Annotated in this window: 14 protein-coding genes; 2 read left to right on the forward strand and 12 right to left on the reverse strand. The window is 60.4% G+C overall.

What is annotated here, in order from left to right; translation table 11 throughout:
* Positions 1-2 precede the first annotated feature (2 nt).
* The 6 genes from B3N48_RS07960 to B3N48_RS07985 all read right to left on the reverse strand — a co-directional run bounded on the left by B3N48_RS07960 (position 3) and on the right by B3N48_RS07985 (position 5,562).
* The gene (locus tag B3N48_RS07960; RefSeq protein WP_296181797.1) at positions 3-467 is read right to left on the reverse strand and encodes a helix-turn-helix domain-containing protein; all 465 of its coding nucleotides are present in this window, start codon (positions 465-467) and stop codon (positions 3-5) included.
* Between the two features lie 345 nt (positions 468-812).
* Positions 813-1,430 carry a PqiC family protein gene (locus B3N48_RS07965; RefSeq protein WP_296181800.1) on the reverse strand — a complete coding sequence of 206 codons (618 nt, stop codon included), beginning with the start codon at positions 1,428-1,430 and terminating at the stop codon, positions 813-815.
* The gene (locus B3N48_RS07970) at positions 1,427-3,112 is read right to left on the reverse strand and encodes an intermembrane transport protein PqiB (protein ID WP_296181803.1); all 1,686 of its coding nucleotides are present in this window, start codon (positions 3,110-3,112) and stop codon (positions 1,427-1,429) included. The genes B3N48_RS07965 and B3N48_RS07970 overlap by 4 nt, the downstream gene beginning before the upstream one ends.
* Entirely contained in the window at positions 3,102-3,719 is a 618-nt protein-coding gene (locus tag B3N48_RS07975; RefSeq protein ID WP_296181805.1) for a paraquat-inducible protein A, read from the reverse strand. The genes B3N48_RS07970 and B3N48_RS07975 overlap by 11 nt, the downstream gene beginning before the upstream one ends.
* The gene (locus tag B3N48_RS07980) at positions 3,716-4,348 is read right to left on the reverse strand and encodes a paraquat-inducible protein A (RefSeq protein WP_296181808.1); all 633 of its coding nucleotides are present in this window, start codon (positions 4,346-4,348) and stop codon (positions 3,716-3,718) included. The genes B3N48_RS07975 and B3N48_RS07980 overlap by 4 nt, the downstream gene beginning before the upstream one ends.
* 335 nt (positions 4,349-4,683) lie before the next feature.
* Positions 4,684-5,562, reverse strand: a complete 879-nt coding sequence (locus tag B3N48_RS07985) for a LysR family transcriptional regulator (RefSeq protein ID WP_296181811.1) — start codon at positions 5,560-5,562, stop codon at positions 4,684-4,686.
* 118 nt (positions 5,563-5,680) lie between these two features.
* Here B3N48_RS07985 and B3N48_RS07990 point away from each other — a divergent pair, with 118 nt between their 5' ends.
* Positions 5,681-6,853 carry a mandelate racemase/muconate lactonizing enzyme family protein gene (locus B3N48_RS07990; RefSeq protein ID WP_296181814.1) on the forward strand — a complete coding sequence of 391 codons (1,173 nt, stop codon included), beginning with the start codon at positions 5,681-5,683 and terminating at the stop codon, positions 6,851-6,853.
* A 78-nt stretch (positions 6,854-6,931) separates the two neighbouring features.
* Here the strand turns inward: B3N48_RS07990 and B3N48_RS07995 are convergent, their stop codons facing one another.
* The 4 genes from B3N48_RS07995 to B3N48_RS08010 all read right to left on the reverse strand — a co-directional run bounded on the left by B3N48_RS07995 (position 6,932) and on the right by B3N48_RS08010 (position 10,624).
* Positions 6,932-7,993, reverse strand: a complete 1,062-nt coding sequence (locus B3N48_RS07995; protein WP_296181816.1) for a sensor histidine kinase — start codon at positions 7,991-7,993, stop codon at positions 6,932-6,934.
* Between the two features lie 9 nt (positions 7,994-8,002).
* Entirely contained in the window at positions 8,003-9,487 is a 1,485-nt protein-coding gene (locus B3N48_RS08000; protein ID WP_296181819.1) for an ATPase domain-containing protein, read from the reverse strand.
* Complete coding sequence (locus tag B3N48_RS08005) at positions 9,484-9,918, reverse strand: hypothetical protein (RefSeq protein WP_296181823.1); 435 nt, start codon at positions 9,916-9,918, stop codon at positions 9,484-9,486. Before B3N48_RS08005 ends, B3N48_RS08000 begins: the two co-directional genes overlap by 4 nt.
* Positions 9,919-10,366: 448 nt before the next feature.
* Positions 10,367-10,624, reverse strand: a complete 258-nt coding sequence (locus B3N48_RS08010) for a hypothetical protein (protein WP_296181825.1) — start codon at positions 10,622-10,624, stop codon at positions 10,367-10,369.
* A 273-nt stretch (positions 10,625-10,897) separates the two neighbouring features.
* On the opposite strand from B3N48_RS08010, the gene B3N48_RS08015 reads away from it, so the two are divergent.
* The gene (locus tag B3N48_RS08015) at positions 10,898-11,395 is read left to right on the forward strand and encodes a DUF1543 domain-containing protein (RefSeq protein WP_296181827.1); all 498 of its coding nucleotides are present in this window, start codon (positions 10,898-10,900) and stop codon (positions 11,393-11,395) included.
* 143 nt (positions 11,396-11,538) lie between these two features.
* Here the strand turns inward: B3N48_RS08015 and B3N48_RS08020 are convergent, their stop codons facing one another.
* Positions 11,539-12,366, reverse strand: a complete 828-nt coding sequence (locus B3N48_RS08020) for an oxidoreductase (protein WP_296181829.1) — start codon at positions 12,364-12,366, stop codon at positions 11,539-11,541.
* Positions 12,367-12,471: 105 nt separating this feature from the next.
* On the reverse strand, positions 12,472-14,334 hold the full coding sequence (locus tag B3N48_RS08025; RefSeq protein WP_296181831.1) for an NAD(P)-binding domain-containing protein: 1,863 nt from the start codon (positions 14,332-14,334) through the stop codon (positions 12,472-12,474).
* Positions 14,335-14,461: the final 127 nt, after the last annotated feature.

A 14,461-nucleotide genomic window follows, 5' to 3' on the forward strand; every position in this document is an offset into this window, starting at 1 on the left:
ATTCAACTGAGCTTCGACGTAACGAAGATCAGTCGCACGGACGCTTGGGCCAGCTCTTGAGCTTCTGCCCGGATGGTGTCGAGTTCCTGTTTGACCGCAGTGTCTTGAGTGTCACTGGCGCGCAGTTCGACCAACAAGGTTATTTGATACAGCGCGTCGATTAGCCCATGAAGATTGCGATGCAACTGTTGGGTCACTTTGTCCAGGTGTTCGACGTGTGCATTGTCATCAATATGCGTGGCTGGCGTAATGCCATCCATTTGGGTCTGTCGTACGCCCGTTAATACATAATAAATATCGACCCCTGCTTGAGTGATGCGCAATAAGTAATCGGCTTTAGGTGAACGCGCTCCACTTTCATAATTGCCTTGTGCGTTGGTTTCCACGCCGCCAATGGCGCCCAGTGCACTCTGCGAAAGCTTGAGGCGGTTACGTTCTTGCCTCAGTCGCTGACCTATCCCTGTCATATATGCCTCTCACATTTCCTGTTCTGCTGCCACGGTCAGGCCAGTTCAGGAAGTTGCCCACACAAACCACTGCTATTGCGTGGATGATTAATCGAATGAATCGATAAAGATCATCGAATTCGCGCAGCTGTTCTGCATGCGATTGGATGACAATACCGAATATCCAATTGAAGTGGAAAGGGATCCAATCGGTTGTTGTCGATATTTCTTGAAACACACGTATGACCGAATAGCGATCAAAGCTATACACCCAACCTGTTTTGTACAGGTTGGTTTGCGGGATTCAGTCAGCGCAGTTGCCTGGAAGCCTCGTTCTAGAGAGGCTCGGCCAGGCGACAAACGTGTTCAGGAGGGGCAGCGAGAAGTGGGTTGTTGCACCCAACTGCGTGCGGTTCGGGCAATAGTGTCAGCCAGGGTCGACACCGCTTTCTGGTGAGCCAGTATCAGATTCTCCATGCCAGCGCCTGCTGGCTGACGAATGACGCTGCTGCAAGTGAGTGTCTTACGTTTGTTGCCACTGCCATTAGCGCGCAGACTCAAGTTCCAGACCACATCGATCAAGGCGTATTGATCCAGTGCCGATTCAAAACGCCTCACATCCGTGCGGACTGTGAGCACAGGCTCATCGCTCTGCTTGGGCAGCCCTGCCAGATCACGAGAACCGAAGCGACGTTCCAGTTCGCCGGTCAATGCGTCGTGGAATTCATCCCCCAGCGGTGCCCCCCACCGCTCGTTCTCCAGAATGGCCAGGCTGCCATTGCCCTGGCGCACGACCAGCGGGGGCTGGTCCACTTGAACGGCCATCAGCACCGGTTGCATTTCGAACTGAAAAGGCGCTGGCGTGACAGCAGCTGTCGACGGCGCGGCGGGGGCAATGAGAGTGTAGTAATGCGTCGGTGTCGACGAGCAGGCGCCGAGGCTCAAGGCGCATGCCATTGCCAGCAGGTGAGTACGCACAGTCATTGGGCAGGCTCCGGAGGAATTTCACGGGAAGAGGACGAACCTTTGTACGAACCCGGCGCAGCGTCACCCGAGCGACCGCGGATAAGCGACTCGGGATGGCGGCTAAGGAAGTCGGTCAGCACGCGGACCGAACGGGCCGTGCGCTGAACTTCATCCAGTGCTTGACCCAACTGCTGACGCGCCGGGGAGTCGTCCGACAATGTGTCATTCGCAGTGCCGAGGGTCTTCTGCGCTTGCTGCAGCGTACCGGCCATCTGAGGCAGCACTTGGCCATTGACGTTTTTCAAGGTCTTCTGCAGTTCGATCAGGCTACCGTTGAGGTTTTTCGCCAGGTCGTCGATCGGGATCTTGCCGAGCTTGTCGACGAACGCCTGCAGCTGTTCCTGCAACTTGTCGAAGCTGCCGCCCACGGTCGGAATCTCCAATGGGCGGGCCTTGGCGTTATACGCAATCTTCGGTGCCTTGGGGTCGAAATCCATGGCCACGTACAGCTGGCCTGTGAGCAGGTTGCCCGTGCGCACCTGTGCGCGCAGCCCACGTTCTACGAAGCGTCCCAGAATGCGCGAGGTCTGTTCTTCCTCGTCGTTGCCTGAACCGGCCTGTTCCTTGAGCTTGTCGTTGGCGGCGCCCAAACGTTGCGGGTAGATGACCGCGCCGACCACACCGGGGAACGTGCCACTGGCTGCGTCGTAATCAAGGTCGACCGAGACCACACGCCCGATGTTCACCCCGAGGAAATCAACCGGGGCATTGACTACCAGACCGCGCAGCGATTGGTTGAAGCGCATGCGGATGTATTTCGGCTCGCCGTCCGGGGGGGCCAGTGCCGTGGTCTGGTCTTCGAACAGTTTGAATTCGGCGTTTGGCTCGGCGGGCTTGGCGTCCGGGCTGTATTTCGGTTCGCGGAAGGCGATCCCGCCCGAGATGATCGAGGTCAGGGACTGGGTCGAAACCTTGAGGCCCGCAGCGCCCAGACTGACGTCAACGCCGCTGGCATTCCAAAAGCGTGAATCGGTGAGCACGTACTGGTCGTTGGGCGAGTTGACGAAGATTTCGATGTTCACGCCCTTGCCGTCCTTCGCCAACTCGTAGGCCACCACCTGTCCCACTTGGATGCGCCGGAAATAAATGGGCGAGCCGATGTCCAGCGAACCGAGGTCATCGGTGTGCAGAATGAAGCGCTTGCCCTTGTCGCCAAAGGTGACAGGAGGCGGGTTTTCGAGGCCGGTGAAATTTCTCTCGGTCTTGTCCGAGCTGCCCGCGTCGGCACCGATAAACGCCCCCGACAGCAATGTGTCGACGCCCGACACGCCGTGGGCGCCGATACGCGGTCGCACCACCCAGTATTGCGAGTCGGCGCGGGTGAACGGGGCAGCCGACTGATTGAGTTCGATGGTCGCCAGCACGTGGGTGCGATCCTCGCTCAGTTCGATGTCGGTGACCGTGCCGATTACCACGTTTTTGTACTTCACTTGGGTTTTCTTGGCTTCCAGACCTTCGGCGGTCAGGAAGCTGACGACGACCTTGGGGCCGACGTTGAGAAAATCGTGAATGACCATCGACAGGCCGATGACCCCGGCCAGAATAGGCACCAGCCAGACCAGCGAAACACGTGCCTTGCGAGCCTTGACCTGCGGTCGCGCCGGCTCGGGCGCCGAAGGGGGGAGGGCGTTATCGGACATCTTCAACCTCTGCGTCCCAGATCAACCGGGGATCGAAACTCATGGCGGCCAGCATCGTCATCACCACCACCAAACCAAAGAACAGGATGCCCAGTCGCGGCTCGATGGTGCTGAGCCCGCGAAACTGGACCAGCGCCGCCACCAGGGCGACCACCAGCACGTCGAGCATCGACCAGTAGCCGATCAACTCGATGAAACGGAACAGCCGGGAGCGCTCGCGCATCGCCCACTGGCTGCGGCGCTGGCAGGTGACCAGCAGCATGCCTAGCACCAGAAACTTGAGGCAGGGCACCAGCACGCTGGCGACGAAGATCAGAATGGCGATGTCCCAGGAGCCGCCTTCGGCAAACTCGATGACACCGCTCATGATGGTGTTTTCGCTGGCGCTGCCCAGCAGGGTCGTGAACATCACGGGCAACGTGTTGGCCGGGATGTAGAAAATCAGCCCGGCGATCAGGAAGGCCCAGGTACGGGTCAGGCTGTTGGGCTTGCGCCGATGGACTGGGGATTCGCACCGGGGGCAGCGCTCGGCGTCCTCCGGGCAGACATAGGCGCAGGTGTGGCAAAGCGTGACCTGGCGCTCGCGGGCGTAGGGAATGCCGTTCATTCGGGTACGACCCCCAATTCGTCCCACAGCCTGCGAATGTCTTTGCCGGCAATCAGCACGATCAGCACCATGAGCATGGCCATGGCCCACAGACCGACACCGGGGTGAACGTCGAGCATGCCGGCCAGCTTGACGATCGCGACCAGAATGCCCAACAGACACACTTCGAGCATGCTCCAGGGGCGCAAATGTTCCAGCGTGCGCATGCAGGTCTTGAAGCCGGGGGCGATTTCACGGCGTTGGGCGTGTATCAGCACCCAGAACAGCAACGCGATTTGCAGGGCCGGTGCGAGGATGATCGCCAGCCCGGCCACCAAGGCGATGAGGGTGATCTGTCCTTGGGCCAGCGCCTGCACCGAACCCCAGAGGGTCACTTCGTTGTACAGGCCTTTCATGCTGATGCTGATCACCGGGAACACGTTGGCGAAAATGAACATGATCCCCGCCGCGATGCTCAGTGCGAGCAGCTGTTCGATGGTCATGCGATGGCCTCGGTTGAGGACCGCCGCGCAGCGCAGGCAATACGCTGACTGCCCCTTGCTCAGAGGCTGGGCGTGATACAGCGAATCGCAGTGTTCGCAAATGATCCAGTGCGCCGGATCGGACTGCTCTGTCGGGCTGCTGGTCATTGGCGCCGTCGGTGGGGGAGTGGGCGTATTCACGTTCTTCGGTATCTAGGCGTGCATGTGAGTCATTGACCACAATGCCAGCATGGCGTTCGGTGCCATTCGGGCGGTGTGAGCAAACAGCTGAATCAACGCTCGTTCGACCTTGCGCGGGGTAGGCGAGGTGTTACGACGAGTGTCGTTTTGGAGCGCGGGAATTGTAGCGTGATCCGTAGCGGGTGCGCTGTCTGAAGTGGCCTTAACCGTCTGATAAACAGCGTTTCTTTCGCCTGGAAAGTGGCACCCGATCTGTAGGAACACGCCAGCGCCTGATCCGCAACCCGTTGGGGGGGGCATCGCTAGAGCTTCGCCCAAAAGTCTTCGGCAATGTCACTCAACGTCATGGTCGGCCTGAACAGACGGATTTCCATGGGAATGTCCCAGTGTTCCTCCAGCGCGCGGTGCAGTTTTCCGCTGGTCATTTCAGGTTCGGCCAAGGTGTTGGGCAGCCAGGCGAAGCCTTTTCCTTCCAGTGCCATGGACAACAGCACCGCCGCCAGGTGAGAGCTGAATACCGTCTGCAAACTCGGCGGTCGAGGCTCTCTGCGCAAGCGCGCGGAGACGATTCGACCCAGCCCGGACTCAGCCGTGTAGCCCAGCAGCGAGAGGGGAGCGGCTTGCCCGGATGGGGTATTGAGCGCCTGCGGTTCGGCGCCGAGGGCGATCAGCACGTCGTGACCCACAACCTTCGAATAGAACGACTCGGCCGGGAATGGCGGCGGCACGTCCGGGTGCTGATGACAGAGCAGAAACTGCACCTCGCCACCCAGCAGCATTTGCTCACAGATCCGCATGTTGTCCGAATGCAGGCGGATGGCTTCGATGGGACCGCTGCGCTCGGCGGCGCGCACCCACCCCGGAAAGAAAGTGAACGACAACGAGTGCGTGGCCGCGAAATGCAGTGAGCGCGCCTGCTTTCCTGCCACCTCCCGCGCCTCTTGCCGCATCTGGTACAGGCGTCGGGTCATGTCTTGCGCGCTGCCGAGCATGTGCCGCCCCGCGTCTGTGAGCGTGGCGCCTTGGGTGGTGCGCTCGAACAGATCGACCCCGACCCAGGTCTCGAGCGCCTTGATCCTGCGGCTGAACGCCGGTTGCGTCACGTGGCGCGTTTGCGCGGCGCGGGAAAAATTGCCGCTCTGGGCCAGCGCATTGAAGTCTTCCAGCCAAACCAGTTCCATCGTGATGCCGTCCGCGCATTGAGTGCCGCGTTTTTAGCATTGGCTGTCGCGCAAGGTCCAGACCTAGAGTGAGACACCGCTTCACGACCCACTCGTCCAAAACAACAAGGAGTCTTCCATGCGTATCGTCGACATTCGCGAAAAGACGGTGTCCATTGCCTCGCCGATTGCCAATGCCTACATCGACTTTTCGAAAATGACCTGCTCGGTGGTCGCGGTCATCACCGACGTCGTCCGCGACGGCAAGCCGGTCATCGGCTACGGCTTCAACTCCAACGGCCGTTACGGCCAGGGCGCCCTGATGCGCGACCGGTTCCTGGCCCGTGTGCTGGAAGCCGACCCCGAATCGCTGATCGACCCGGCGCACGACAACCTCGACCCGTTCGCCATCTGGAAAACCCTGATGACCAACGAAAAACCGGGCGGCCACGGCGAGCGTTCGGTCGCGGTCGGCACGATCGACATGGCGGTGTGGGATGCCGTGGCGAAGATCGAAGGCAAGCCGTTGTACCGTCTGCTGGCCGATCGGTATCGCAATGGCGTGGCCGATGACAAGGTCTGGGTGTACGCGGCGGGTGGCTATTACTACCCCGGCAAGGACCAGACCAAGCTCAAGGCGGAAATGCAGAGCTATCTGGACCGTGGCTATGACGTGGTGAAGATGAAGATCGGCGCCGTGCCGCTGGACGAAGACCTGCGCCGTATCGAAGCGGTGCTGGAGGTGGTGGGGGATGGTCAGCGCCTGGCCGTGGACGCCAACGGCCGCTTCGACCTGGAGACGGGCATCGCTTATGCCGAAGCGATCAAACCCTACAACCTGTTCTGGTATGAAGAAGTCGGCGACCCGCTGGATTACGCGCTGCAGGCCGAGCTGGCGAATCATTACGCATTGCCGATGGCCACGGGCGAGAACCTGTTCTCTCACCAGGACGCGCGCAACTTGCTGCGCCACGGCGGCATGCGTCCGGATCGTGATTTCCTGCAGTTCGACTGCGCATTGTCCTACGGCCTGGTGGAATACCTGCGCACACTGGACGTGATGAAAGACCTCGGCTGGTCTTCTCGCCGTGTCGTGCCACACGGTGGCCATCAGATGTCGCTGAACATTGCCGCGGGTTTGCATCTGGGGGGTAACGAGTCGTACCCGGACGTGTTCCAACCGTTTGGCGGGTTCGCCGATGGCATTCGGGTCGAAAACAGCTACGTCGGCCTGCCGGACATTCCGGGTGTGGGCTTCGAAGCCAAGTCGGCGTTGTACGCGGTCATGCGGGCATTGGGGGAGGGTGCCTGATCGGCCGGGTATCTGGCGTCCAACAGCGAATCGATTGGGCGGCGCATACCGGGTGATCTCAGAGACGACAGACGCGTCTCACGCCTCGGGTGACGCCTGACCGCGCCGTGCCAGCAGGGGCAGCCTGATTGTGAACTGGCTGCCTTTGCCTTCGCCGGCGCTTTCAGCGTTCACGGTGCCGGCATGGGCGTGAACCAGTTCACGAACGACCGTGAGCCCGATCCCCAGCCCGGAGGCATTGAAATCGACCGCGTGGCTGTCCTGAACGTAGGGTTCGAAGATGAGGGGCAGCGCCTGGGGTGATATGCCTATGCCGTCATCTGCGACGGTGACGTGCAACGTGTCTGAGACCACGGCTGCTATCAAGCGAACATTGCCGCCCGAGGGCGTGTATTTGACCGCGTTGGTCAGCACGTTGGTGAAGACCTGAGCCAGGCGGACGGCGTCCCCGTAGATCAGAAGGGGCTCACCCGGCACCACGACGTCGAAGCGCAAATGATGCGTGGCCATCAAGGGCGAGGACGCTTCGATCACCTCGGTGAGCACCTGGCCAAGGTCGGTGGCCGTGTAACTCAGTCGCAGCTTTCCAGTATTGGCGCGGGAGACATCCAGGAGATCTTCCACCATGCGCGAGAGGCGCTGGACTTGCCCTTCAATCAGCGCACACATCTTGGGCAGCTTCTCCGCAGGTACGCTGGCAATCCGCTCGGCCAACAGGCTGATAGGGGTCAACGGGTTGCGCATTTCATGGGCGACGGTCGCCAGCACGGTCGTCTGGCGAGCCAGGGCCTGTTCGGCTTGTAGCTGGAGTTTCTGGGCCTGGAGAGAAGAGAGGACCAGGGACTCGTTCGCTTCCCGCAACTCGAGGTAAAGACCGGGCAGGGTGTCCAGATGCGGGAGCGCTTCCCTGGCGTGATCCTGTCCCTCCGTCGACAGGGCTCTGAGCACCAGTTGCTGATTCGCTTCGATCAATTCGTCGAGGTGGAGACGTTTTGCCGTCGCGGCCTCGGCCTCCAGCAATTCGCGCTGCAGAAACGCCAGGTGCGCCAGCGCCTGCGCTTTTTTTCCGCCGCTCGCGGCGTCATCCGGGGCGTAGCCCGCCCTCCGTGGCACCTGTTCGTCGTCCTTGTTTTCAGTCACGGCAATGGCTCATGTGAGTTGATCCCCATGTTGCGTCGGGCCTGAGACCCGACGGCTCGGGCGGCCCCCCAGCAGACCTTCCTGCTCGTAGAGGCGGTCGGATATCTGCAACCCTTGATCGTTGATGCTGTACAGGCGCAACTCATCCGAATGGGCGCTTGCCCTGACCTTGACCACTGCCATGATGCGCTGAAGGCGTGAATCGACCTCGATGTAGCGTTGCACGATGATCGCGTCGGTGAGGAACGCCGTGCCATAAGGACTGAAGCGCAGGTCGGTGTAGCGGTCTTCCAGCTCGGAGGTCATCAGTAAGGTCACCCCGGTGCTGGTCAATGCGCTGACCATCCGCGACAGGGACTCGCGGAAGTCGTCACGAAAGGCCGGAGCGATCGCGAGCTCGAACCCAGAGAGCGAGTCGATGACGACCCGCGTGGCCTTCAACCGGTGAATTTCGCTCAGGAGCTGATGCACCACCTCGTCGATCGACAGGTCGGCAACCCGCCGGTCGATCATGCCCACTTGATCGTTTCGGATCAGCTGCGTGAGCGCTGCGCTGCGCAGGTGGTTGGGTCGCTGCTCGAACACCGCCATGACGCCGGTTTCGCCGTTGCGTGCGCCTTCCTCCAGGAAGGCCGCCGCCAGCAGGCTCTTGCCGGAACCCGACGGCCCGGCCACCAACAGCGAATAGCCTTGAGGAAGGCCGCCGCCGAGCATGTCGTCCAACCGCGGGACACCCATGCGCAGCCGATGAGGCAGCGCGCTGTGGGCCATTTCGGCGTAGTTGGGCACGACTGTGGACGGCGGGGGGAACACCGTGACGCCGTTCTCGCCTATGCGAAATGCATGCAAGCCGGGGAGGGTCGGCTGACCGCGCATCTTCATGATCTCCATCTTGCGGACCATGGAATTGCGCTGGACGCTCTGCCGCAGCCAGATCAAGCCATCGGCGACCGTGAAGATGGGATTGCTGTCGAGCTCGTTGAAATATTCGCCGAGCAGGAAGGTCGTCGCCTGCCATGTCGTCATCAACATGCCGAGCTGCTGCACGAATTGCGGCAAATTGTTGTTGGGGTTAGCGTGGGTCTCACTGGCCAGCACCACCGAGCGGAACGAGTCGACGAACACCAGCGCGGGTGCGTGAGTCTCGACCTCATGCACGATGCGCCGCAGCACTTCCTCGAGGTCGCCCGCCAGCGTGTCGTCGGCCAGGTTGACGTAGCGAATCGAGGTGTTGACCGCCTCCTCATCGAAAAAGCTGAATTGCTGCTGGTAACGCAGCATCTTGAGCGGCGGCTCACCGAGAACGGTGAAGAAAATCGCCGGACGTTCCGGCGTGGCCAGCGAAAACATCATCTGATGCGCCAAGGTGGTTTTGCCGCAACCGGGCGGGCCGGCGATGAGGTTGAACGAAAACTCCGGCAACCCTCCGCCCAGAATCTCGTCAAGACCTGGAACGCCTGTCGCCAGACGGTTGATTGTCACTTTGGTGCTCATGGTGAATTTTCCTGCACAGGTGTGCCGCTCAAAGGTCTTCCCCACACGTCAAGCAGCAGTCGTGCAGCGAGTGATCGCCCGATCAGGGTGGCCAGCAATTCGTAAAAGGTTTTCAGCAATGCCTCACAGAAAAACAGGGCATCGCCTTTGTTCTGCTCCGCGAGCAGGGATTTCAGTTCGCCCAGGTCCATGGCGACGATCAGCGTTTTGTAGGTGTCGGCAAACTGCGGATAGGCTGAAGTGCACAGAAACAGGCTGCGGCGGTGAAGCGCAGCCACGCCCTTGGGCCCTATGATCGGAATCAAGGTTCTGTTGATGTCCTCGAACATTGAGGTGATGGCGTCGGCGACCTGCGAACTCTCAGCGCTATGGGCCGTCCGTTGTGCCAAGGATGCTGCGATCCTCTGGCCCGCTTCGCTTTCAGCAAACATGGGAATGATTTCTGGTAGGGGTCTGGTAATGCCGCGGGTTCCGGGCACAGGGCCGAGAAACGTACGGCATGCGTGGTGAGCCAGCTCGCAAGGCTTTCGATGATGTCCAGACGGGATAACGGGTCTGACTACGACGTAGGGATACGTGAATGCCACCGCGGCGCCAATTTCATCAGTTGGCTGCACCCATGGGGGCATTCGCACGAAACAGATGCCGCTGATTTCCATTCACGGCAGGACTGGCGGAACACTACTCCAACTTGAGCGCGCTTCAAAGCCCGCCGGCAACAATAAGACAAACACAGGTCGTACGGGTGGAAGCAGGCATGCGATTGGATAGCGCCGGACCCTGCATCACAGGATGTTCAGCGTAAACGGGGCAGGTTTTTCACTGGAGGTCTTCAAATGCGGGGAAACCAGGGCATAGCGCCCTGGCGGACAACCGGTGTTACTTTTTCTTCTTTGCAGGTTTATCAGCCTTTTCAGCCTTGTCGGCTTTTTTGGCCTTTTCTGGCTTGCTGTCAGCCTTCTTTGCAGCCTTTTTCGGCTCAGCGTCCTGTTTCTTTTCCTTCTTCTCGGACGATTTCGACAGCGCAGAAGCGGCAGCCGATTTCTTCTCCGGTGTGGCTTTTTTGTCCTTCAAATCCTTACTGGCTTTCGAAGCGTCACTTTTGCTTTTCTTGTCATCTTTAGCCACGTTAACCACCTCGTGAAGTGTGCCTTGATTGGCATCGGGCTTGCGGAAGTATCCCCAAGCTGATCATTAGGCGAATGCTTGCAGAAGCGGTTCAATCTTTTTGAGGTAACGCGTGAAAGCGTCCGTAGGAACTATGATCCGCTGGCGCTGCACGCGGTTTTATCGGATGGGATTAACAGCGACCGGTAGTGTCAGGTGCAACTCATGTGCAGCGCTTTTGCTCCGGTTGACGCGCTGCCGGGTTGGAGGTTTGGGGGGTCGCACCTTGATTGAGGGCAGAAAATGCTATTCGTGGTCATGCTGGGTGGTAAGCACCCGAAAGCAAAAATAGAAGTCCACGATGTGGCCTTCGTGGTGGCCGACCGGCTGGAAGCGGCCTACCCGCAGCTTCGAGACGGTTGGTTTGGCAGCCCCGCAGGGTTGCACATCGACGCCTGGATGGCAGTCGACGGCGTTGAGCAATGGAAGCTTGAGTTGAGCCCATTGGCGCCGTCGCCTGATTCGCTGCGTTTGTTCTTCATCAATTTGGGCGGATACGAAGCACGGTCTTTTGGTGAGGCCCATCACTACCTGTTGGTGGTGGCCCGGACCCGAAAGGACGCGATGGCCAAAGGCAAGCGTCAAGGCCTTGCCCGCTGGACTCAACCCCACACCGACGCGGTCTTGGACCTCGACGATTGCCTGCCGATCGATGAAGTCGGCGGCCGCTATGTTCACTTGGTCGAAGGGGATCACGCCGGGGTGACACAGGGCAATGACTACATTGTGATCTCGCGCTGACCGCGTTCCGTTGAGCGACGCAGATGCCTCTTCATACTCGAGGCCGGAGGAGGTGTACGCCTCCTTGATCCGGGACGTGCGAGGTCAACGTGGCGCGACGGTCAACTCAGGCACGCTTTCAGCGAGCGTCCGTGTGCGGCGGGCTAGAAGTCCGTGTGGCTGGCCACGCTGCGCCATGCATCAGCGTCTTGCTTGAGCGCTGCAATTTTTTTGTCGACGATGTCGAACACCACGGCTCCGATGGGCAGATGCAGCGGCGGTCGATCACTGTTTACTGCATTGAGAATGACGGCCGCAGCCTTCGCAGGATCGCCTTTTTGCAGGCCGTCGTTGCGCTTGCTGTATTGGCGTTTCATTCCAGCGGTCTGGGCGTAAGCCGCCAGCTCCTGAGCGGCCAACACCGCCGAGCGTCCAAGGAACGCCGTACGGGAAGGGCCCGGCTTGGCGATGATGACGGCGATGCCCAATGGACTGACTTCTTGCGCGAGTGCTTCGGAAAGCCCCTCTACCGCAAACTTGCTTGCGTTGTAGTACCCATACCCTGCCGAGCCGGAGATGCCGGCGCCAGACGACACGTTGACGATACGACCTGCACCTCGGCGCCTTAACGCGGGCAGGACGGCCTTGGTCACTTCGATCAGGCCGAACACGTTGGTGTCGAACAAGGCTCGGTATTCTTCCGCCGACCCCTCTTCAACCGCCCCGATCATGCCGTATCCGGCGTTATTGACCAGCACGTCCAGGCCTCCAAACGCTTCCTGCGCGATTGCCACTGCTCGCACGGCTGTCTCGGGACGGGTGACGTCCAGTTCAGCGATTCGCACCTGTTGCGGGTAGCGACGTTCGAAATCCTGAAGCGTATCGACATTGCGCGCCGTCGCGACCAATTGATCGCCATCGCCAAGCACTGCCTCAGCCAATGAACGACCCAAGCCATTCGAGCAACCCGTAATCAACCAGGTCTTCGTCATCAAATTCATCCTTCAATACGTTGAGGTGCATGTGCCCGGTCCAGACGGCACATGCCCTGATCAGAGGGTCGTCAGCGTGTGTTCGATTGCTGATCGTTCAATGCGTCATGCAGGGTTATTTGCGTCGGCTACCCCGGCGAGCCATTGCACGACCACCTCGAAGGCGGCGTCGGAATTGCGTTCGTAGATCAACCCATGCCCATTGCCATGGATGCCTAGCGCAGGCAGGTCCAGGTGATCCACTTGGGCGCCTGCGTTCTGCAGAAAGGGCACGATACTGGAGGCAAACGAAGCGAACGTTGAGGTTTCACCTGTCAATAACGCCACCGGCACGTCTTGCAAGCCAGGGATCTTCAAAGACGCAGGGTCGGCTTCGCGGACTTGGTCGGGCGTGTCACGAGGGGGATCGAACGTGATCGGCGCCGCGGTCAGGCCCCATTCCAGCGTCCCGATGCCAGGCGTGTGGCCGAACACCGGGCCCATGGGTTCCACCGCCACGACGGCTGCCACCAGACCGGGACGGCGATCGGCGATCAACCAGCCACTGGGGCCTGACGCGGAGTGCGTCACAACGATGGCTTTGCCGATCTTGTCCAGCAGTTGAGCCAGCCGGTCCGCGTCCAATGTTTGAGAGGCAGCGAGGTCGGCCGGCATCGGGCCGTATGCCGCGATGAAGGCATCGAAGGCGGCTTCATCGTCCAGCGCGAAAGGCCACTGGGTCTCGCCGCCGCCTTCAGGGAAGTACACCTCGCGGGCGCGCTCGTAGGAAAACGCCGGACCCGTAGGTCCCATGATGTCAGGGTGATACGGCGAGCGTCCGTGGCCGGGCCGGTCCACGCGGAACACCACGAAACCTGCTTCCACGAACCGTTGCGCCCAACCCGGACGACCATCGGGGGTGTCCAGCCATTCGGTGCCCTGCAGGGTGCCGCCGTGCACCAGCACGACAGGATAGGGTTGGGTGATGAACTCGGGAGATTCCCACGCCACGTACATGGGGCCTTTCTGATAATGCTTGCCGTCCTGCTTAACCCGAGGACCGGTGAGCCAGAAACTGCCCCGACGCGAACGTCTCACTGGGCCAGTGCGCCAAGGTTCATCGGACGGATCCGCCGAGCGGGTCACGGATTCGGTGGCAAACGTTGACCAGTCCTGATGCCCACGTCCGTGCGCGACGGCGGCTTTCATTTTCGACCGCACTGCGTCGGCGGCTGGCAGTCCCAGGTCTCGGGTGTGGGCCGCCTCAATGGCGAGGTTGATGTCCTTCAGACCCAGAGACAGCTTGAAGCCCGGTTCAAACGTGCCGTTGACGATGTTCTGCCCATAGCGCTGATAGCTGGAGCAGGCGAATTGGGTTTGGGTCATGAGGTCGATGAACGTGGCCGGGCTCAGCCCATAGCGCTCAGCCAGTACGCTGGCTTCACCGAGCGACTGGATGGCGTGGGTGATCATCATGTTGCCGGCGATCTTGGCGATACACGCGTGAACCGGTCGATCGCCCATGATCCAAGTCTTTTTCCCCAGCACGTCGAAGAGGGGTTGGACGGTGGCGATCGCTGCTCGCGATCCAGCCACCACAATGTTCATTTCACCCCTGGCCGCCACCGCCGGTATGCCGAAAACGGGCGCCGCGACCAGCGCCACACCCAGCCTGTGATGGACAGCCTGCAGTTCTTCGATGAGCAGGGGGGAGAGGGTCGACATCACAATGTGAACACACGCTGTGTCGGCACTTTCCAACGCCCCGGCAGACAACAGCACTTCGCGAACGGCGCGATCATCAGCCAGCATGCTGATGACGACGTCTTCCTGGAAGGCCGCTGCCGGGGATACGAGCGCGCGTACACCCTCCAAGTCGGCCAACGCCTCAGGGTTGCGGTTCCAGGCCGATACGCGGTGGCCTGCCTTGATGAGCAACGGGATCATCGCCCGGCCCATACTTCCTGTCCCGATAAAACCGATATTCATGTGGGGTCTCCGCTACGGTTGTGCAGTCCACCCAGTATGTGCGTTGGGGAATGGCTGCGGGACTGCCATTGCTGCAACCTCAGCGTTCATATTTGTACGAAGAGCGGTGTGGGCTGGAGTTTGGGGG

The sequence above is a fragment of the Pseudomonas sp. UBA1879 genome (genome assembly GCF_002338065.1).
Classification (GTDB): domain Bacteria; phylum Pseudomonadota; class Gammaproteobacteria; order Pseudomonadales; family Pseudomonadaceae; genus Aquipseudomonas.

Excerpts from the sequence above, each read along its gene's own strand:
- B3N48_RS08015 (WP_296181827.1), top strand. The coding sequence starts at position 10,898 with ATGCTATTCGTGGTCATGCTGGGTGGTAAGCACCCGAAAGCAAAAATA.
- B3N48_RS07990 (WP_296181814.1), top strand. The coding sequence starts at position 5,681 with ATGCGTATCGTCGACATTCGCGAAAAGACGGTGTCCATTGCCTCGCCG.
- B3N48_RS08025 (WP_296181831.1), bottom strand. The coding sequence starts at position 14,334 with ATGAATATCGGTTTTATCGGGACAGGAAGTATGGGCCGGGCGATGATC.
- B3N48_RS08000 (WP_296181819.1), bottom strand. The coding sequence starts at position 9,487 with ATGAGCACCAAAGTGACAATCAACCGTCTGGCGACAGGCGTTCCAGGT.
- B3N48_RS07970 (WP_296181803.1), bottom strand. The coding sequence starts at position 3,112 with ATGTCCGATAACGCCCTCCCCCCTTCGGCGCCCGAGCCGGCGCGACCG.
- B3N48_RS08020 (WP_296181829.1), bottom strand. The coding sequence starts at position 12,366 with ATGACGAAGACCTGGTTGATTACGGGTTGCTCGAATGGCTTGGGTCGT.
- B3N48_RS07965 (WP_296181800.1), bottom strand. The coding sequence starts at position 1,430 with ATGACTGTGCGTACTCACCTGCTGGCAATGGCATGCGCCTTGAGCCTC.
- B3N48_RS08005 (WP_296181823.1), bottom strand. The coding sequence starts at position 9,918 with ATGTTTGCTGAAAGCGAAGCGGGCCAGAGGATCGCAGCATCCTTGGCA.
- B3N48_RS07980 (WP_296181808.1), bottom strand. The coding sequence starts at position 4,348 with ATGACCAGCAGCCCGACAGAGCAGTCCGATCCGGCGCACTGGATCATT.
- B3N48_RS07985 (WP_296181811.1), bottom strand. The coding sequence starts at position 5,562 with ATGGAACTGGTTTGGCTGGAAGACTTCAATGCGCTGGCCCAGAGCGGC.
- B3N48_RS07975 (WP_296181805.1), bottom strand. The coding sequence starts at position 3,719 with ATGAACGGCATTCCCTACGCCCGCGAGCGCCAGGTCACGCTTTGCCAC.
- B3N48_RS07960 (WP_296181797.1), bottom strand. The coding sequence starts at position 467 with ATGACAGGGATAGGTCAGCGACTGAGGCAAGAACGTAACCGCCTCAAG.